The organism is Microbacterium kunmingense (genome assembly GCF_023155745.1).
In the GTDB taxonomy this organism is placed as follows: domain Bacteria; phylum Actinomycetota; class Actinomycetes; order Actinomycetales; family Microbacteriaceae; genus Microbacterium; species Microbacterium kunmingense.
The window spans coordinates 298,040-316,981 of the sequence record NZ_JAKNUS010000001.1 but is presented as its reverse complement, the minus strand read 5'-3'; the positions used below and the strand labels follow the sequence as shown (position 1 = coordinate 316,981).

The 18,942-nt window shown below is 69.4% G+C and carries 22 protein-coding genes; all 22 read right to left on the bottom strand.

Annotation, left to right across the window (positions count from 1 at the left end; all coding sequences use genetic code 11):
* Window position 1: 1 nt before the first annotated feature.
* Window positions 2–370 (bottom strand): 50S ribosomal protein L14, encoded by a 369-nt coding sequence (gene rplN / locus MA875_RS01610; RefSeq protein ID WP_124291703.1) that lies wholly within the window; start codon window positions 368–370, stop codon window positions 2–4.
* The gene (gene rpsQ, locus MA875_RS17405) at window positions 367–702 is read right to left on the bottom strand and encodes a 30S ribosomal protein S17 (protein WP_282448557.1); all 336 of its coding nucleotides are present in this window, start codon (window positions 700–702) and stop codon (window positions 367–369) included. The genes rplN and rpsQ overlap by 4 nt, the downstream gene beginning before the upstream one ends.
* Window positions 702–1,046, bottom strand: coding sequence for a 50S ribosomal protein L29 (rpmC, locus tag MA875_RS17400; protein ID WP_282448556.1), 345 nt, complete (start codon window positions 1,044–1,046; stop codon window positions 702–704). Before rpmC ends, rpsQ begins: the two co-directional genes overlap by 1 nt.
* Window positions 1,046–1,465 (bottom strand): 50S ribosomal protein L16, encoded by a 420-nt coding sequence (gene rplP, locus MA875_RS01595; protein WP_124291705.1) that lies wholly within the window; start codon window positions 1,463–1,465, stop codon window positions 1,046–1,048. The genes rpmC and rplP overlap by 1 nt, the downstream gene beginning before the upstream one ends.
* A complete protein-coding gene (gene rpsC / locus MA875_RS01590; protein WP_124291706.1) occupies window positions 1,465–2,220 on the bottom strand; it encodes a 30S ribosomal protein S3 in 756 nt (251 codons plus the stop codon). The genes rplP and rpsC overlap by 1 nt, the downstream gene beginning before the upstream one ends.
* Complete coding sequence (gene rplV, locus MA875_RS01585; RefSeq protein WP_248239841.1) at window positions 2,220–2,618, bottom strand: 50S ribosomal protein L22; 399 nt, start codon at window positions 2,616–2,618, stop codon at window positions 2,220–2,222. Before rplV ends, rpsC begins: the two co-directional genes overlap by 1 nt.
* A gap of 23 nt (window positions 2,619–2,641) precedes the next feature.
* Window positions 2,642–2,923, bottom strand: coding sequence for a 30S ribosomal protein S19 (gene rpsS, locus MA875_RS01580; RefSeq protein ID WP_248239840.1), 282 nt, complete (start codon window positions 2,921–2,923; stop codon window positions 2,642–2,644).
* A gap of 13 nt (window positions 2,924–2,936) precedes the next feature.
* Window positions 2,937–3,776 carry a 50S ribosomal protein L2 gene (gene rplB, locus MA875_RS01575; RefSeq protein ID WP_124291709.1) on the bottom strand — a complete coding sequence of 280 codons (840 nt, stop codon included), beginning with the start codon at window positions 3,774–3,776 and terminating at the stop codon, window positions 2,937–2,939.
* Between the two features lie 24 nt (window positions 3,777–3,800).
* Window positions 3,801–4,106, bottom strand: a complete 306-nt coding sequence (gene rplW / locus MA875_RS01570) for a 50S ribosomal protein L23 (RefSeq protein ID WP_248239838.1) — start codon at window positions 4,104–4,106, stop codon at window positions 3,801–3,803.
* Window positions 4,103–4,765: a 50S ribosomal protein L4 gene (rplD, locus tag MA875_RS01565; protein ID WP_248239837.1), complete on the bottom strand. Its 663-nt coding sequence runs from the start codon at window positions 4,763–4,765 to the stop codon at window positions 4,103–4,105. The genes rplW and rplD overlap by 4 nt, the downstream gene beginning before the upstream one ends.
* 5 nt (window positions 4,766–4,770) lie before the next feature.
* Window positions 4,771–5,430, bottom strand: coding sequence for a 50S ribosomal protein L3 (gene rplC, locus MA875_RS01560; RefSeq protein WP_124291712.1), 660 nt, complete (start codon window positions 5,428–5,430; stop codon window positions 4,771–4,773).
* Window positions 5,431–5,441: 11 nt separating this feature from the next.
* Window positions 5,442–5,750, bottom strand: coding sequence for a 30S ribosomal protein S10 (gene rpsJ / locus MA875_RS01555; protein ID WP_045246810.1), 309 nt, complete (start codon window positions 5,748–5,750; stop codon window positions 5,442–5,444).
* Window positions 5,751–6,246: 496 nt separating this feature from the next.
* The gene (locus MA875_RS01550; RefSeq protein WP_248239836.1) at window positions 6,247–7,185 is read right to left on the bottom strand and encodes a type IV toxin-antitoxin system AbiEi family antitoxin; all 939 of its coding nucleotides are present in this window, start codon (window positions 7,183–7,185) and stop codon (window positions 6,247–6,249) included.
* A gap of 98 nt (window positions 7,186–7,283) precedes the next feature.
* Entirely contained in the window at window positions 7,284–7,499 is a 216-nt protein-coding gene (locus MA875_RS01545; protein WP_248239835.1) for an Rv0909 family putative TA system antitoxin, read from the bottom strand.
* Between the two features lie 216 nt (window positions 7,500–7,715).
* Window positions 7,716–8,909, bottom strand: a complete 1,194-nt coding sequence (gene tuf / locus MA875_RS01540; protein WP_248239834.1) for an elongation factor Tu — start codon at window positions 8,907–8,909, stop codon at window positions 7,716–7,718.
* 126 nt (window positions 8,910–9,035) lie between these two features.
* Window positions 9,036–11,150, bottom strand: coding sequence for an elongation factor G (gene fusA / locus MA875_RS01535; protein ID WP_248239833.1), 2,115 nt, complete (start codon window positions 11,148–11,150; stop codon window positions 9,036–9,038).
* 130 nt (window positions 11,151–11,280) lie between these two features.
* Window positions 11,281–11,751, bottom strand: coding sequence for a 30S ribosomal protein S7 (gene rpsG, locus MA875_RS01530; RefSeq protein WP_124291717.1), 471 nt, complete (start codon window positions 11,749–11,751; stop codon window positions 11,281–11,283).
* Between the two features lie 5 nt (window positions 11,752–11,756).
* The gene (gene rpsL / locus MA875_RS01525) at window positions 11,757–12,125 is read right to left on the bottom strand and encodes a 30S ribosomal protein S12 (protein WP_018171438.1); all 369 of its coding nucleotides are present in this window, start codon (window positions 12,123–12,125) and stop codon (window positions 11,757–11,759) included.
* A gap of 245 nt (window positions 12,126–12,370) precedes the next feature.
* Window positions 12,371–12,895 (bottom strand): hypothetical protein, encoded by a 525-nt coding sequence (locus tag MA875_RS01520; protein ID WP_248239832.1) that lies wholly within the window; start codon window positions 12,893–12,895, stop codon window positions 12,371–12,373.
* 1 nt (window position 12,896) lies between these two features.
* The gene (locus MA875_RS01515) at window positions 12,897–15,005 is read right to left on the bottom strand and encodes a DUF5684 domain-containing protein (protein ID WP_248239830.1); all 2,109 of its coding nucleotides are present in this window, start codon (window positions 15,003–15,005) and stop codon (window positions 12,897–12,899) included.
* Complete coding sequence (locus MA875_RS01510; protein ID WP_248239829.1) at window positions 15,002–17,521, bottom strand: transglutaminaseTgpA domain-containing protein; 2,520 nt, start codon at window positions 17,519–17,521, stop codon at window positions 15,002–15,004. Before MA875_RS01510 ends, MA875_RS01515 begins: the two co-directional genes overlap by 4 nt.
* On the bottom strand, window positions 17,518–18,906 hold the full coding sequence (locus tag MA875_RS01505) for a DUF58 domain-containing protein (protein WP_308221489.1): 1,389 nt from the start codon (window positions 18,904–18,906) through the stop codon (window positions 17,518–17,520). The genes MA875_RS01510 and MA875_RS01505 overlap by 4 nt, the downstream gene beginning before the upstream one ends.
* Window positions 18,907–18,942 lie beyond the last annotated feature (36 nt).

Sequence of the window (18,942 nt, the reverse complement as noted above, 5' to 3'; positions counted from 1 at the left end):
ATCAGATGACCTCCGGGGCGAGCGAGACGATCTTCATGAACCGCTTGTCGCGCAGCTCACGGCCGACCGGCCCGAAGATGCGGGTGCCGCGGGGCTCCCCGTCGCTCTTCAGGATGACGGCGGCGTTCTCGTCGAACTTGATGTATGAGCCGTCGGCACGTCGGGTCTGCTTGACCGTCCGGACGACGACCGCCTTGACGACGTCGCCCTTCTTGACGTTGCCGCCGGGGATGGCGTCCTTGACGGTGGCGACGATGACGTCGCCCACGCCGGCGTACCGACGGTTCGAGCCGCCGAGCACGCGGATGGTGAGCAGCTCCTTGGCGCCGGTGTTGTCGGCGACCTTGAGCCGGGATTCGTTCTGGATCACTTGGCCTTCTCCACGATCTCGACCAGACGCCAGCGCTTGGTCGCGCTCAGCGGGCGGGTCTCGTTGATGACGACCAGGTCACCGACGCCGGCGGTGTTGCCCTCATCGTGCGCCTTCACCTTGGAGGTGCGGCGGATGACCTTGCCGTACAGCGGGTGCTTCACGCGGTCCTCGACCTCGACGACGATGGTCTTGTCCATCTTGTCGCTGACGACGTAGCCGCGGCGGGCCTTGCGGTACCCGCGGGCACCGGCGTCGCGCACATCGTGCTCGGCGCTCTCGTGGCCCTTGACCTGCTCCGTGGCGGCGTCGGCCTTCTTGGCGGTGGCCATCACTCAGCCCCCTCTTCCTTCGCGGCCGAGTCAGCGGCATCCGCCTTGGTTTCGACAGGCTCAACCCGCCGCTTGGCCTTTGTTGTCTTCTTCGTCTTCGTCGCGGTCTCGACGGGCGCGGGCGTGGCACGGATGCCGAGCTCGCGCTCACGGATCACGGTGTAGAGCCGCGCGATGTCGCGCTTGACGGCGCGGATGCGGCCGTGGCTCTCGAGCTGGCCGGTGGCCGACTGGAAGCGCAGGTTGAACAGCTCTTCCTTGGCCTTGCGCAGCTCCTCGACCAGGCGCTGGTCTTCGAACGTGTCCAGCTCGCTGGGTGCGAGCGTCTTGGTGCCGATCGCCATTACGCGTCGCCCTCCTCGCGCTTGATGATGCGTGCCTTCAGGGGCAGCTTGTGGATGGCACGGGTCAGCGCCTCACGAGCGAGCTGCTCGTTCACGCCCGAGACCTCGAAGAGGACCCGGCCCGGCTTGACGTTGGCGACCCACCACTCCGGCGAACCCTTACCGGAACCCATGCGGGTTTCGGCGGGCTTCTTGGTGAGCGGTCGGTCGGGGTAGATGTTGATCCACACCTTGCCGCCACGCTTGATGTGACGGGTCATCGCGATACGAGCGGACTCGATCTGACGGTTCGTCACGTACGCGGGGGTGAGGGCCTGGATGCCGAACTCGCCGAAGGAGACCTTCGTGCCGCCGGTGGCCTGGCCCGAGCGACCCGGGTGGTGCTGCTTGCGGTACTTGACCTTGCGGGGAATGAGCATTACGCCGACGCTCCTTCTGCGACGGGGGCCTCGCTGCGGGGGCCGCGGCGGCGGTCGCCGCGGTCGTCACGACCGCGCGACTTCGGCGCGTTGGCCTGCTCGCGTGCGAGTTCCTTGTTGGTGAGGTCGCCCTTGTAGATCCAGACCTTCACGCCGATGCGGCCGAAGGTGGTCTTGGCCTCGTAGAAGCCGTAGTCGATGTTCGCGCGGAGCGTGTGCAGGGGCACACGGCCTTCGCGGTAGAACTCCGAACGGCTCATCTCCGCGCCGCCGAGACGGCCGGAGACCTGGATGCGGACGCCCTTGGCGCCGGCGCGCTGCGCGCCCTGCAGGCCCTTGCGCATCGCGCGGCGGAACGCCACGCGAGCCGAGAGCTGCTCGGCGATGCCCTGGGCGACCAGCTGAGCGTCGGCCTCGGGGTTCTTCACCTCGAGGATGTTCAGCTGGATCTGCTTGCCGGTGAGCTTCTCGAGGTCGGCGCGGATGCGCTCGGCCTCGGCGCCGCGGCGACCGATCACGATGCCCGGACGGGCGGTGTGGATGTCGACGCGGACACGGTCACGGGTGCGCTCGATCTCGATGTTGCTGACACCGGCGCGGTCGAGCTGCTTCTGCAGCAGCTGACGGATCTTGATGTCTTCCGCGACGTAGTCGGCGTAGCGCTGACCCGGCTTCGTCGAGTCGGAGAACCACCGCGACACGTGGTCGGTGGTGATGCCGAGGCGGAAGCCGTACGGGTTGACCTTCTGTCCCATTACTTGCTCGCCTTCTTCGTCGGAGCTGCGGGAGCGGACTCGGCCACCTCGGGCGTCGAGAGGACGACCGTGATGTGGCTGGTGCGCTTCTTGATCTGGAACGCGCGACCCTGGGCACGGGGCTGGAAACGCTTGAGCGTCGTGCCCTCGTCCACGTACGCGTTCTTCACGTACAGGTCGGCGTCGTCGAGGTACTCGTTCTCCTTGTCGGCCTTGACGCGAGCATTCGCGATGGCCGACTCGACGAGCTTGTAGATGGGCTCACTGGCGCTCTGCTGAGCGAACTTCAGGATGGCCAGGGCCTCCTGGGCCTGCTTGCCCTTGATGAGAGCGACGACACGACGAGCCTTCTGAGGGGTCACGCGGATGTGTCGCACGCGTGCGATGGACTCCACCATTTCTCTCTCCTTGCGCCCCCGCGTCAGCGGCGGCGGCCCTTCTTGTCGTCCTTCTCGTGACCGCGGAAGGTGCGGGTGGGCGCGAACTCGCCCAGCTTGTGGCCGACCATCGTCTCGGAGACGAAGACCGGAATGTGCTTGCGGCCGTCGTGCACGGCGATCGTGTGGCCGAGCATGGCCGGCACGATCATCGAGCGACGTGACCAGGTCTTGATGACGTTCTTGGTTCCCGCCTCGTTCTGCGAAACAACCTTGCGAAGCAGGTGCTCGTCGACGAAGGGGCCCTTCTTAAGACTGCGTGGCATCTGAAGTTCCTACCTACTTGCGCTTCTTGCCGGCGTTGCGACGGCGGACGATGAGCTTGTCGCTCTCCTTGTTGGCGTGGCGGGTGCGGCCCTCGGCCTGACCCCACGGCGAGACCGGGTGGCGACCACCGGAGGTCTTGCCCTCACCACCACCGTGCGGGTGGTCGACGGGGTTCATGGCGACACCGCGCACGGTCGGGCGGACGCCCTTCCAGCGCTTGCGGCCGGCCTTGCCCCAGTTGATGTTCGACTGCTCGGCGTTGCCGACCTCGCCGATGGTCGCGCGGCAGCGGACGTCGACGTTGCGGATCTCGCCCGAGGGCAGACGCAGCTGGGCGTACGGGCCGTCCTTGGCGACCAGACGCACCGCGGCGCCGGCCGAGCGCGCCATCTTCGCGCCGCCGCCGGGGCGGAGCTCGATGGCGTGGATGACGGTACCGGTGGGGATGTTGCGCAGCGGCAGGTTGTTGCCCGGCTTGATGTCGGCCGACGGACCCGACTCGACCACGTCGCCCTGCGCCAGCTTGTTCGGCGCGAGGATGTAACGCTTCTCGCCGTCGACGTAGTGCAGCAGCGCGATGCGCGCGGTGCGGTTGGGGTCGTACTCGATGTGCGCGACCTTGGCGTTCACGCCGTCCTTGTCGTCACGACGGAAGTCGATGACGCGGTACTGGCGCTTGTGGCCACCACCGATGTGACGGGTGGTGATGCGGCCCTGGTTGTTGCGGCCACCGGTCTTAGCCAGCGGGCGGAGGAGGGACTTCTCGGGCGTCGATCGGGTGATCTCGGCGAAGTCCGCCACCGACGAGCCGCGGCGACCGGGGGTCGTGGGCTTGTACTTGCGAATAGCCATGTTCTCTCGTCCTTATCCCGCCGGTCAGCCGACCGCGGTGAAGATGTCGATGGTGCCCGACTTCAGGGTGACGATGGCGCGCTTGGTGTCCTTGCGCTTGCCCATGCCGAAGCGGGTACGACGGGCCTTGCCCGTGCGGTTGAGCGTGTTCACCGCGGCCACCTTGACGCCGAAGATCTTCTCGATCGCGAGCTTGATCTCGGTCTTGGTCGCGCGCGGGTCGACGAGGAAGGTGTACTTGCCCTCGTCGATGAGCCCGTAGCTCTTCTCGGACACGACCGGCTTCAGGATGATGTCGCGCGGGTCCTTGTTGACGGCGATGTTGCTCATGCCGAGACCTCCTGGGTGGTGGCCGTGCGAGCCGACACGAAGGCGTCGTACGCGGCCTTGGTGAAGACGATGTCGTCGGAGACGAGCACGTCGTAGGCGTTGAGCTGGTCGAAGGACAGCACGTGGACGTACGCGAGGTTGCGGACGCTCATGACGCTGATCTCGTCGGTGCGCTCCACCACGACCAGGACGTTCTTGACGGCGCCGAGTGCGGTGAGCACGGATGCCGCGGCCTTGGTCGAGGGCGCATCGGTCACGCCGAGGGACTCGACGATGTGGAGGCGCTCGCCACGGGCACGGTCGCTCAGGGCGCCCAGGAGCGCCGCGGCGATCATCTTCTTGGGGGTGCGCTGCGAGTAGTCGCGGGGCTGCGGACCGTGGACGGTGCCACCGCCGCGGTGCTGCGGCATCCGGACCGAGCCCTGACGGGCGTTACCCGTGCCCTTCTGCTTGAAGGGCTTGCGGCCCGAACCCGAGACGTCGCCGCGGGTCTTGGTCGCGTGCGTCCCCTGGCGGGCGGCGGCGCGCTGGGCGACGACGACCTGGTGGATGAGCGGGATGTTCGTCTTGACGTCGAAGAGCGCGGCGGGCAGCTGGACGGAACCAGCCGCCGTGCCGTCGGCCTTGAGGACGTCGAGCGCGAGAGTGGAGTCAGCCATGTCGATCAGGCACCCTTCACTGCGTTGCGGACGTAGACGGTGCGGCCACGGGCGCCGGGGACGGCGCCCTTGACGAGCAGCAGACCCTTCTCGGCGTCCACGGCGTGCACCGTGAGGTTGAGAACGGTCACACGCTCGCCGCCCATACGGCCGGCCATGCGCATGCCCTTGAAGACGCGGCTCGGGGTCGACGACGCGCCGATCGAACCGGGCTTGCGGTGGTTGCGGTGTGCACCGTGCGAGGCCGAGACGCCCGCGAAGTTGTGACGCTTCATCACACCCGCGGTGCCCTTGCCCTTGCTGGTGCCGACGACGTCGACCAGCTGGCCGGCCTCGAAGACGCCGTCCACCGTGAGCTCCTGACCGAGTGAGTAGTCAGCGGCGTCAGCGGTGCGGACCTCGGTGAGGTGACGGCGGGGAGTGACGCCCGCGGCCTCGAAGTGGGCCGTCAGGGGCTTGTTCACCTTGCGGGGGTCGATGGCGCCGGCGGCGATCTGGACGGCCGAGTAGCCGTCCTTCTCCGCGGTGCGGATCTGGGTGACCACGTTGGGGGTCACTTCGATCACGGTGACGGGAACGAGCTTGCCGTTCTCATCCCAGACCTGGGTCATGCCGAGCTTGGTGCCCAGCAGAGCCTTGGAAACCTTTTCGTTGATGTGTGCCATGTCGACGAACCTCAGAGCTTGATCTCGATGTTGACGTCGGCCGGCAGGTCAAGGCGCATCAGCGAGTCGACGGCCTTGGGCGTGGGATCGATGATGTCGATCAGACGCTTGTGGGTGCGCATCTCGAAGTGCTCGCGGCTGTCCTTGTACTTGTGGGGCGACCGGATGACGACGACGACGTTCTTCTCCGTGGGGAGGGGCACGGGGCCCACGACCGTCGCGCCGGCACGGGTCACGGTGTCGACGATCTTGCGCGCCGACGAGTCGAGACCGGCGTGGTCGTACGACTTCAGTCGGATGCGGATCTTCTGTCCCGCCATGTGTCTGCTCACTCTCTTTCCGCGTCTTACCGTCCCGGAGGGCCCGGGGGCATTGGACGCACGGTGGCGCTGACGCGCCGTGGCACTTTCGCACCGCTTGCGCAGTGCGTGCTGCACCGCTGTTCTGCTGTCAATCCGGGCACGCTCGGCCCCCGGCATCCTTGTCCCTCGGCACGCGTGCGCGCGGCTCTCGAGCCGGATGGGGAAGGATTGTGTTGTTCTGCTGCCCGCGGCCTAGGCCTCTGGCGCTTGCGCACCGCCTATGCACTGCCCTGGCAGTGATCCGTCGCACGCCGAAGCGCGCCGGAATGTGGAACTGGAACAGTCTACGTGTCGCCCGGGCGTGTCGCAAACTCGGGCGTGTCGCGCCCGCATGTCGGGCGGCCCCCACCCACGAGGGTGCACTCCCCACCCGCGAGGGTGCGCTCCCCACCCGCGAGGGTGCGCTCCCCACCCGCGAGGGTGCGCTCCCCACCCGCGAGGGTGCGCTCATCACTCACATGCGCGCACGGGTCGGCCAGCCCTGGCCGACCAGCGAGGCCCACAGGGTCGCGGCATCCGCCCTCTCCACCCAGCCCCAGTGCATGCCGGTCCAGCCTGTCGCCGCCTGGATCGCCTTGGAACGCTCGGCCTGATCCACGAGGACTTTCGGCCCCGACCGTCCGCGGGTGAATCGCGGTTCGCTGGTCTTGACCTGTCCATCGAACTCACCGAATCGGCGGAGAGCCGGCCAGGCGAAGTCCAGCCAAAAGCGACCGATGGACGTGTCAACCGGCAGCTGGAGCGCGGGGGTCGGCATCCCGAGCTCCCACATCAGATATCGGCTCTCGCTCTCACCTGGGAGCTGGGCGCGTCCGTCAGCGATCTCGACCAACGTGCGAGCTACACGGACTCCCCGACCACCACGGGCGGCGAATATCCGCTTCCGGACGCGACCGCGGAACGCGTCAGCCGCAGCCTGATCGAGCTCGCGCCGCGCGTCGTCCCACGCGACGAGACGCATCGCGCCGTCGAACGCGGCGAGGGCAGCCGGCGCGGGCAACACGCGGATGACATCGGCGACGGTGCGATCCAGGCTCGTCACCAGCATCCCGTTGATCTCGACGATGTCCCCATCGGGCAGTGCCAGCTTGTGTCGGATGACGTCGCCCCGCGTCTTGGGCGGGTTCTCCCCCCGGGGGATGATGTGCACACGATCGTGCGGGCGACTCAGGGGAATCCCGTGGAGCGCCGCTGCCGTCACATGCGAGAAGACGATGGCGGAGCGCGCCGACCCGGCGACGGCGGTGGCTCGAAGGATCTGCCGGTGGTCGGCGAAGGCGCCCACCCACACCTCGGTGCGGACGAGAGCGCCGGCGCGCAACTTCGAGAAGCCGTGCGGTGGTGTGCGGAACGAAGAGCTGCGAAGGATGTCGGGGGTGGGCGTGGTCGTCACCCGTAGAGCGTGGCCCACATCGACAGCCGACAGAGGGGATCGCCGTCGATCGGTGGAGACGATCGCGGAATCCCCGTCTGTGCAGGAGCGGTGGGCCCTTACTGGTTGCCGATGTGCTTGTCGATGTTGTCCCGCACGTTGTCGACATGCTGATCGACGCTGTCCGGGGCAACCTTCTTCACGAACTCCGCTGCGGCGTCGAGCGCCTTGTCGCTCACGTCCTCAGCCTGCTCCGACTTCACTGTCTCTGCGATCTTGTCTTTGTTCTGATCGAGGAACTGCTTGCCCTGGTTGACGAGGTCGTCGATTCCCATGATGACTCCTTCGGCGTCGTGCCCCCATCATGGCCTCCACGGATGTCGGCACGGAAGCCCTCCGGGGAAACAAGTGCACCCTCGCGGGGAGCGAGTGCACCCTCGCGGGGAGGGGGTGCACCCTCGCGGGGAGGGGGTGCACCCTCGCGGGGAAAGCGAGAACCCCCCGGGCGTCAGCCCGGGGGGTTCTCGAAGGGTGCGCCTAGGGCGCGGAGATCACTTGAGGATCTTGGTCACCGTGCCGGCGCCGACGGTGCGGCCACCCTCACGGATCGCGAAGCCGAGGCCCTCCTCCATGGCGATCGGCTGGATGAGCTCGACCGTCATGTCAGTGGTGTCGCCGGGCATGACCATCTCGGTGCCCTCGGGCAGCGAGATGACGCCGGTGACGTCGGTGGTGCGGAAGTAGAACTGCGGACGGTAGTTCGTGAAGAACGGGTTGTGACGGCCGCCCTCCTCCTTGGACAGGATGTACGCCGTGCCCTCGAAGTTGGTGTGCGGGGTGACCGAACCGGGCTTCACGACGACCTGGCCGCGCTCGACGTCGTCACGCTTGAGACCACGAAGGAGCAGACCACAGTTCTCGCCGGCCCACGCCTCGTCGAGCTGCTTGTGGAACATCTCGATACCGGTGACAGTGGTCTTCTGCGTCGGGCGGATGCCGACGATCTCGACCTCGGAGTTGATGGCGAGGGTGCCACGCTCGGCGCGGCCCGTGACGACGGTGCCACGACCGGTGATGGTGAAGACATCCTCGATGGGCATGAGGAACGGCTTGTCCTTGTCACGCACCGGGTCGGGGATGGACTCGTCGGCGGCGTCCATCAGCTCGATGATCGACTCGACCCACTTCTCGTCGCCCTCGAGGGCCTTCAGGCCCGAGACGCGGACGACCGGAGCGTCGTCGCCGGGGAAGCCCTGGCTGGACAGCAGCTCGCGGACCTCGAGCTCGACGAGCTCCAGGATCTCCTCGTCGTCGACCATGTCGGCCTTGTTCAGCGCGACCATCAGGTACGGCACGCCGACCTGCTTGGCGAGCAGAACGTGCTCACGGGTCTGAGCCATCGGGCCGTCGGTGGCGGCGACCACGAGGATCGCGCCGTCCATCTGAGCGGCACCGGTGATCATGTTCTTGATGTAGTCAGCGTGACCCGGGGCGTCCACGTGAGCGTAGTGACGCTTGGGGGTCTCGTACTCGACGTGCGAGATGTTGATGGTGATACCGCGCTGACGCTCCTCGGGAGCCGAGTCGATCGACGCGAAGTCGCGCTGCACGTTGGTGGCCGACGGGTACTTGTCGGCGAGCACCTTCGAGATCGCGGCGGTGAGCGTGGTCTTGCCGTGGTCGACGTGACCGATCGTTCCGATGTTCACGTGCGGCTTGGTCCGCTCGAACTTGGCCTTAGCCACTGGGTCCTCCTCAGGACGGTCGTGTAGAAGTTCCGGGCACTGGTTTGCGACCGGTCGTCTACGGGGATGGCTCTCAGTGTAGTAGAGAGGGTTTCTGGTGGTTGGTGTGCGCGCAGCCCCGGAGGGTTACTCGCCCTTGGTCTTCTGGACGATCTCGTCCATGACGTTGCGCGGAACCTCGGCGTAGCTGTCGAACTCCATGGAGTACACAGCACGGCCCGAGGTCTTCGAGCGCAGGTCGCCGATGTAGCCGAACATCTCCGACAGCGGCACGTTGGCACGCACCACCTTGACGCCGGCGGCATCCTCCATCGACTGGATCTGCCCGCGACGGGAGTTCAGGTCGCCGATGACGTCACCCATGTACTCCTCGGGAGTACGCACCTCGACGGCCATGATGGGCTCGAGGATGACGGGGTTCGCCTTGCGGATGGCCTCCTTGAAGCCCATCGACCCGGCGATCTTGAACGCCATCTCCGACGAGTCGACGTCGTGCGCCGCACCGTCGAGGAGGACGGCCTTCACGCCGACCATCGGGTAGCCCGCCAGGACACCGACGTTCATCGCGTCCTGGAAGCCGGCGTCGACCGAAGGGATGTACTCGCGCGGGATGCGGCCACCGGTGACCTTGTTCTCGAACTCGTACGTCTTGTCGGCCGTGACCTCGAGCGGCTCGATCGCGAACTGGATCTTCGCGAACTGACCCGAACCACCGGTCTGCTTCTTGTGGGTGTAGTCGTGACGCTCGACGGTCTTGCGGATCGTCTCGCGGTACGCCACCTGGGGCTTTCCGACGTTGGCCTCGACCTTGAACTCGCGCTTCATGCGGTCCACGAGGATGTCGAGGTGCAGCTCGCCCATACCGCGGATGACCGTCTGGCCGGTCTCGGCGTTCTGCTCGACGCGGAACGTCGGGTCCTCTTCGGCGAGCTTCTGGATCGCCAGACCCAGCTTCTCCTGGTCGGCCTTGGTCTTGGGCTCGATGGCGACCTCGATGACCGGCTCGGGGAAGGTCATCGACTCCAGGACCACCTGGTTGCCGGCGTCGGAGAGCGTGTCGCCGGTGGTGGTGTCCTTCAGGCCGATGACGGCGTAGATGTGACCCGCGGTGACCGAGTCGACCGGCATCTCCTTGTTGGCGTGCATCTGGAAGATCTTCCCGATGCGCTCCTTCTTGCCCTTGGTCGCGTTGACGACCTGGGCGCCGGAGTCGAGGTGACCCGAGTACACGCGGATGTAGGTCAGGCGACCGAAGAACGGGTGCGTGACGATCTTGAACGCCAGCGCCGTGAAGGGCTCATCGCGGTCGGGGTGACGCTCGATGATGATCTCTTCGTTCTTGGGGTCCTTCGCCTCGATGGCGGGGACGTCCAGGGGCGAGGGGAGGTAGTCCACGACCGCGTCGAGCATCGGCTGCACACCGCGGTTCTTGAACGCCGAGCCGCACAGCACGGGGTAGACCTCGCTGGCGATCGTCATCTTGCGGATGGCACCCTTGATCTCCTCGTGGGTGAGCTCCTCACCGCCGAAGTACTTCTCCAGGAGAACCTCGTCGCTCTCGGCGACGGTCTCCATGAGCTTCTCGCGGTACTCGTTGGCCTTGTCCACGAGGTCGGCCGGGATCTCCTGGATCTCGTACTTCGCACCCATGGTGACGTCACCCTTGGCATCGCCGGGCCACACCAGAGCGCGCATGTAGACCAGGTCGACGACGCCGACGAAGTCGTTCTCGGCGCCGATCGGGATCTGCAGAACGAGGGGCTTGGCCTTCAGGCGGTTGACGATGGTGTCGACGGTGAAGTAGAAGTCGGCGCCCAGCTTGTCCATCTTGTTGACGAAGCAGATGCGGGGGACGTCGTACTTGTCGGCCTGACGCCACACGGTCTCGGACTGGGGCTCGACGCCCTCCTTGCCGTCGAAGACGGCGACGGCACCGTCGAGCACGCGGAGCGAGCGCTCCACCTCGACGGTGAAGTCGACGTGACCGGGGGTGTCGATGATGTTGATCTGGTTCTTCTCCCAGAAGCACGTCACCGCGGCGGAGGTGATGGTGATGCCACGCTCCTGCTCCTGCTCCATCCAGTCGGTGGTCGCAGCGCCGTCGTGGGTCTCGCCGATCTTGTGGTTGACGCCCGTGTAGAAGAGGATGCGCTCGGTCGTCGTCGTCTTGCCGGCATCGATGTGCGCCATGATGCCGATGTTGCGGACCTTCTTGAGGTCGGTGAGCACTTCTTGTGCCACGGGGTGTCTTCCTAACTTGTGGTTGCGGTGGAGCGTTTCGTCTCGCTTCGCCCGCTCGACGACCGGTCATCCGGCCGATCGTCGAGCGAGCGGCGAAGCCGCGAGACAAACGCGGCGACGCGAAGGCTGATTACCAGCGGTAGTGCGCGAAGGCGCGGTTCGACTCGGCCATCTTGTGGGTGTCCTCACGGCGCTTGACCGCGGCACCCAGGCCGTTCGAGGCATCCAGGATCTCGTTCTGGAGGCGCTCGGTCATGGTCTTCTCACGACGGCCCTTGGCGTAGCTGACGAGCCAGCGGAGGGCGAGCGTGTTGGCGCGGTGCGGCTTCACCTCGACCGGCACCTGGTAGGTCGAACCACCGACGCGGCGGCTCTTGACCTCGAGGGTGGGGCGGACGTTGTCGAGCGCCTTCTTCAGGGTCGCGACGGCGTCCTGGCCGTTCTTGGCCTCCACGCCGCGCAGGGCGTTGTAGACGATCGACTCGGCGATGGACTTCTTGCCGTCGACGAGGATCTTGTTGACGAGCTGGGTGACGATCGGCGCGCCGTAGACCGGGTCGTTGACGACGACGCGGCGAGGAGCGGGTCCCTTACGAGGCATCTAACTCAACCCTTCTTCGCGCCGTAGCGGCTACGGGCCTGCTTGCGGTTCTTCACGGCCTGGGTGTCCAGGGCGCCGCGGACGATCTTGTAGCGGACACCGGGGAGGTCCTTCACACGACCGCCGCGCACGAGCACCAGCGAGTGCTCCTGCAGGTTGTGGCCCTCACCGGGGATGTAGGCGGTGACCTCGGTGCCGTTGCGCAGCTTCACACGGGCGACCTTGCGCATCGCCGAGTTCGGCTTCTTAGGGGTGGTGGTGTACACGCGGGTGCACACGCCCGCCTGCTGCGGGTTCGCCTTCAGGGCGGGCGCCTTGGTCTTCGAGACCTTGGGCGAGCGACCCTTGCGAACCAACTGCTGAATGGTTGGCACGTTCTCTCCTTGTCAGTGCTGCACGGTGACAGCGTCGTGGTTTCACCACAGATCCACCGGCGCAGCAGAATGACCTGACGCGATTTCGAGGGTGGATATGCCGTGGGGGTGGCCTGTTCGCAGAACCAATCCCTGTGCGGCGCCGGGACGGCCGCTCGCCGGACTCGATTGTCGTGAGGCACAGCGGACGGCGCGCGTGAGCGCACACCCGCTCAATGATACGCCCCTTTCGGGGACCGGGCAATTCAGGCGGGAAGCGCGAGGAGCGCGACGACTCCCGCGACCGCCGCCGCCATGACGATCGCCGCCACGATCACCACCACCGCGGCCCGCCAGCGCGTCCGCCGTCGCCGTTCGGCCGCCGCGCGGGCGGCGTCGACGACGGGTTGCGCCGGCTGCGGAGCCGGGGCCGTCCGCGGCACCCGGGCGGCGGTGTCGGCGCGGGGTGCGTACGCGGGGGCGTCGGCGCCCGGGCGGCGCGCCGTGCGCGAGGACGCGTCGGCCTCGCTCCCCTCGGCGTCAGGAGCCGGACGGATGACACCTGTCGACCGCGCATCCGCCGTGCGCACCGTCCACTCGTCGACACCGTCGCCTCGACTGCGCGCACGCCCCGAGATCGCCGTCTCCTCGGCGGGGGCGCGCCTGGCCGAGGGCTCGGTGGTCTCGGCCGGAGCCTGACGCCGCGACAGCACGGTCCTCTCGACCGGCTCCTGCGCCTCGGGAGGGTGGCGCTGCGACGGCGCAGTCCGTTCGTCGGGGTGATCGGTCATGTCAGCTGTTGCTGCGCACCAGACGGATCTCGGCGTCGCCGAGGAAGAACCGGTCGCCCGCCTCGACCTCGACGCCCGAGGGCGCCTCCACCTCGGTGCCCATCAGGGTGGCGAACACGACGCCGTTGGTGGAGCCCAGGTCGGTGATGTACCAGGTGTCCTTGCGCAGCTCGAGCCGCGCGTGCGTGCTCGAGACCGTCGAGTCGTCGATGCGGATCAGCTGGGCGCGCGGGTACTCGGCGTCGGGTGCGGGCCGGCGGCCGAGGATCGCGACGTCGGAGGAGATCGCGATCGACTCCCCCGCCGGCGTCACGACGGCCCAGTTGGTGCGGCGGCGACGCGCGACGATCGTCTGGTCGAGACCGTCGTCGAGGTCGGGCACCCCGGGGCGTGCGTACTGCGCCGACACCGCGCCGCCCGCGGCACGGGGGGCACCGGCCACCGGCGCGCCCGCGATGGCCGACACCGGCCCCGAGGTCTCGGGGAACGGCTCCGACTCGGGCATGGGCGAGTGCGCAGGGCGCCACGGCTCATCGTCGGCGGGCGTCGGGGCGGGCGCGACAGGCGCGGACGGCGCGGGGTCGGCGGGCGGCACCCGGGTGAGCGGGGCCTGGAAGAGCGGGGCGGATGACGCGGGGGCGGCGTCCCCACCGGCGTCGACCTCGTCGGCGTCGGCGTCGGCGCTGCGGCGTCGGATGCCGGGGACGCCGCCACCATCGGTCTCGTCGCCCGTTCGGTCGACGGCGTCGTCGGAGCCTTGGGTTCCCACGGCCCCCGGCACGGCGGCGATCGGCGCGGGAGCCCCGGTGACGGCGCCGGTGACTTCGCCGGTGACGTCCTGATCGAGGACGAAGCCGTTCCACACCGACTCGGAGCGGCGGATCTCGGCGCGGGACGACGCGGGGCCGGCATCCCCCGCATCGCCGCCGGGTTCCTCGGCGGACGCGCGGATGACCGCCTCGGCGACGACCTCGGGCCCCGAGGCGCCCTCGCCGCGCGGTGCGGCGGGAGTCGCGGCGGCGGGGACGTCCGTCACCGGGTCGGGATCCCACGACCGCACCGGGCGGAAGGGCTCCACCGACGGCCACACCGGACCCGACCGGACCGGCGCCTCGGGCTCGGCCGTCGGAGGGACCGCCGGCCACGACGGGATCGAGAAAGGATCGGATGCCGCGCCGTCAGCCCCCGACGCGGAGGCAGGCTCGGGCGCGGAGGCAGGCTCGGGCGCGGAGGCAGGCTCGGGCCCGGGATCCCCCACCGGCGGGGTGAAGCGGGGGACGTCGGCTTCGGCGAAGAGACCGGCCAGCGCGTTGTCGCCGGCATCGGCGGCGTCGGCATCGTCCAGGTCCGCCGCGCCGTCGCCGTCGATAGTGTCGTCGCTCCCGCGAAGCCTCCCGGCCCCGCCCCTCGCGATAGGCGCTGTGTCGTTGGACTCGGCGGCCACGACCGGGGCACCGGACGACGACCGCCGCGCCTCATCGGTCGAGGAGTCCTCATCCAGTTCGGGTGCGGTGAGATCGGTCTCCGCGGGGTCCCCCTCACCAGAGCCTCGGACCGTGTCGTCCCACGACGCCTCGCTCCGGGTTCCCCCGTGCGATGCGGCGTAGTCGGGAGCGGGGAGGAGCGGGGTGTAGACCGCCCCGCGGGCGGTCGGCACGCCGTAGACCCTGTCGTCGAAGTCGTCGACCGCTCCCCCGAGGTCGGGATTGACGCTTCGGCGGGGACCCGCGTCGTCGGTTCCCACCCACCGGGCCGACCCGAAGCCGATCACCGACGCCCAGACGGGGAGGAGGAGCGCGGCGAGCACCGTCATCCCGGCCCCGAAGCCGAATTCGCGGCCGATGCGGTGGCAGGCGACGATCATCGCCACCCACACCAGCAGACCGCCGAGGACCGGCAGGAGCAGCAGCAGGACCAGCCACCCCGAGAACCCGCCGAGCTGCAGCAGCACCGCGAGGTTCAGGATCGGCACCCATGCCTTCCAGCTCTGCTCGCCGGACTTGCGGAAGACCGCGCCGAGAGCGAGGGCGGTCCACACGTAGACCACGATCACGACGAGGGCGCTGGAGACCCCCACCGTCACGACCAGCGATGCGTCGGTTGCGCTCATGTCGTTGCGCGCGCAGGGAGGAATCCCCGGCGCTTCCCCCTCTCGACGGTGCGCGGGCTGTCGCCCCCGGGCGACAGATGTCGGATGAACGATCTCAACGATACGGTCGCGGCAAGTCCGCGCCAGAAGCCACGCTCACGGCGGAGCCGCCGCCGTTCGGCGTCCACGCCCCGCCAGAACGCGCGGGCCTCGGCCTCGGAGAGGTCGGATCGGGAGAAGACGGCGCGGTCCGCGGTGGCGGCGAGCGCCCGTCCCGCCGGGGCATCCAGCGCGGCCGCGAACTCCGAACGGGTCAGCGACGCCGGCGCGTCGCGGCCGGCGTCGACGGCGGCATCGACGTACTCGTCCCAGCCCGAGGCGACCCGGGTGGCCGCGTCGCCCCGGCGACGCCGGTCCCGGCGGCGGAGCGCTTTGGCGAGGATGATCGCCAGGAAGGGCCCGAAGACCAGCAGCAGGACGAGCAGCACCAGCCCGGTGACGCGCAGGATCGGCCAGAGCCACGCGAGATCGAGTCCCTGCTGCTCGTCGTCAGCGGCATCGCGGGCGGAGTCCTCCTGGGTGGGGTCGGGGGGAACGACCTCTTCGACCGGATCGGGCAGCACTTCGGTGACGTTCTCGGGATCGCGCTGCTCGGTGACCTCGAGGCTCGGCGACTGGGCGTATTGCGGCGTGACGTCGATCGGCACCCAGCGGCCGTCGCCGCCCTGCACCTCGGTCCACGCCGAGACGTCCTGCGCGCGGCACACCCCCGCATCGCACACCGACACCCCCGTGTCGGGAGAGGCGAGCCGGGTGCCGACGACGACCCGCGAGGGGAAGCCGAGCTCGCGCGCGATGAGGGCGACGGCGACGGCGAACTGCTCGTCGTCGCCGATCGCCGCGACGTAGTTGCCCGTCTCGGCGGCACGCGGATCGCTCTCGCGCTCGAGCAGGGTGTCGAACATGTCGTCGATGCGGGCGAGGGAGTGGCCCGCAGCGCTCGGCTGGAAGCGGTAGTCGGGCAGATCGCTCATCCACACCGGCGCCGGCTCGCCGATCTCGAGCGCGTGACTGAGGTATCCGCGCTCGCGCAGCAGCGACACCAGACCTTCCAGCGCCGCCCCGCCCTCTCCCGCGGCGTGACGCTCGACCCACCTCGACAGGTTCTCGGGAGCGGCGGGGGCGCCGTCGTCCGGGGCTCCCGGCGCGGTGAGGCTCGACAGCGCGGGCAGCGCGGGCTCCACGCCTTCCACGGTGTACCGGTCGCCCGTCGCGAGTCCGCCGTCGGCGGTCTGCACGGCCGCGGCGAGGTCGGCGTTGTAGTAGAACCGATCGGTGAGGGCGTCCGCCCGGTCGCCCTCGAAGCGCACCGTTGCGACGCGGCCGAGCGCCGGCATCCAGATCCCGTCGTACTCGCCGACCTCGATCTCGGCCGTGATCGGGGCGCCTGCTCCCGGATCGAGCGCCGAGGGGAGCCGGACGAATCGGGATGCCGCGTCGGCGCCGCTGCGGAACACCTCGCCGTCGTAGGTGTCGAGGGTGGCAAGCCGCACCCTCTCGGGCGTCCGCTCGCCGTCGGCGGTGACGGTGAAGATCACATCATCGGCGCGGTCGTCGGCGAACAGGGCGCGGTACTCGGCCAGGGGGCTGACCTCGCGCGAGAGGTCGAGGTCGGGACCGGTGGCCGAGCGCAGCACGTCGCGGGAGCCCGCGGGGGTGAGAAGCGGCACGACGCCCGCTCCGATCACGAGTGCGAGGACGACCATGCCGGCGCCGAGGAGGGTGCGGCGCCGTTCGCTGCGCGACGGGCGGCGGGTGATGCGCACGCCGCTGGAAAGGGCGGCGCGCTGGAGCGCGCGGGTGCGTTCGTCGTGCGTGCGCCAGGCCATCCACAGGATGCCGGTGAGGACGGCCAGAGCCCCGATCGCCGTCTCGACGGGGGCGGCCAGGGTGAGCGGACCGATGGCGAGCGGGGGGCTGACGACGGGCTGACCGAAGAGCAGGCCGAAACCGGCCATGGCCAGGCCCACCGGCACCGCGGCGTAGGCCAGGCGGTCCTCGCGCCACGACAGGCGGAGGGCCGCGGCCGTGCCGACGAGGAAGACCACCAGCGCGGGGACGAGGAGATTGCGGTACGACCCGACCGGCAGCTCGACGGTGACGAGGTCTTTCCAGCCGACGACCGCGCCCGCGCCGAGCTCGGCGAGACCGCGCAGGAACTCCCCCGGACCGGTCAGGCGCGACGGCACCGCGAGGGGGACCCCGGCGACGACGAAGACGCCCGCGAGGAGGGCGGCCACGAGCCATCCGCTCCATCGCCGGAGGTGCGCGACGACGACGATCGACGCGGCGAGCGTGGCCGCCACCGCGACGAGGATCACGAACGACGCCGATCGGTAGACCGGCCACGCGGCCACGGCGGCGATCAGCACCATGAGGAGGGTGAACACACCCCCCGCCAGGAGGCGCGGCAGCGCGCTCGGCCGGTCGGCGCGTTCCGCCACGGCCCGTTCGGGTGCCTGGGCGACGGCGCTCACGAGGCCGCCCCCCGCACGAGGAGGCCGGAGAGGTCGTCGAGGGTGCCGACGGTCAGGACGCTGAGGCCCGTGAGCACCCGCATCCGCGGGTGGGCCCGCTCGTCGCAGATGACCGCGGCCACGGCGGTGTCGGCCGGGAAGGTCAGTGCGGCCTGCTGCAGGCGGGGCAGGGTCACGGTCGACCCCACCACGAGGAACGCCACCGACAGCCGCTCGTTGGCTTCGGCGGTGAGGCGGCAGACATCGGCGATCGGCATCGTGCTCTCGAGGCGCTCGACCCCGCTGAAGCCGTCGAGCATCGCGCGCGGCGAGATGGTCGGCAGGTGACGGATGGCGCGGAGCCGCCCCCGCACGACGCGCGGGATCTCCGATCCGACCACGATGTCGAGGTCGCGGGCGTCGCGGACGGCGCGGAGGCCGAGAGAGGCGGCGGTGCTGACGGCGAGCTCGAACTCGTCGTCGTCGAGGTACTCGTTCTCGGCGACGCCGAGCACCACCGCCATCCGCGAGCGGCGCGTCTCCTCGTACTGGCGCACCATGAGTCGACCGGTCTTGGCGGTGGATTTCCAGTGGATGTGCCGGCGCGAATCTCCTGCGGCGTACTCGCGGATCGCGTGGAACGACATGTCCGCGTCGACGAGACGGCGGGTGGGGCTTCCCTCGAGGTCGCGCACCAGCCCCGCGCTCGTGGAGGGCAGGGCGACCGTGCGGGGGTGGACGAACACCTCGTGCACGTCGTCGAAGCTGTGCTCGCGACGGAGGAGTCCGAGGGGGTCGGACCGCACCGTGGTCGCCGGTCCGACCGGGACGATCCCGCGGCGGAGCGAGGGGATCTCCAGCGGCTGGGAGACGGTGTGGCCCGGGCGCAGGAGCGGCACGCCGAACTCGACGAGCCCGCGGCCGACCGGGATGTCGAGGCGTCCGGGGAGGGCGATCCGCCGGCTGTCGTTGCGGACGGTGATCTCGCCCGAGATGCCCTGGCCCGCCACCACCCGCTCATGGGTGAGGGCGAGGTCGACGTCGTACGCCCGGGCGCCGAAGAGGAACGGGATGCTGAGGAGGAGCAGCACCAGCGAGATGCCGCCGGCGACCACCCACTCCGTCCAGCCGAAGACGATGCCGATCACGAGGCCCGCCGTCGCGGCGAGCGCGACGAGCGCGCCGGCGGGGCGGATGGTGCGCGCCGCCCACGAGCCGGCGACCCGCGAGGCGTCGCCGAGGGCCCGGGCGGCCGAGGTCACGGCGACCGCGGCGCGGACGAGCCGGCCCGAGCGCCCTCCCGGTGCCAGCTGCGTCGTGCTCTGCAGCCCCGTCCCCTGCACGGTGCTGTGCAGGGTGTGCCCGCCCGCGCCGGTCCGCCCCCCGGTGCGGGAGGTGCGGGTCACGCGGGACTCGGTGGCGCTCATGGGATCGGGGAGGAA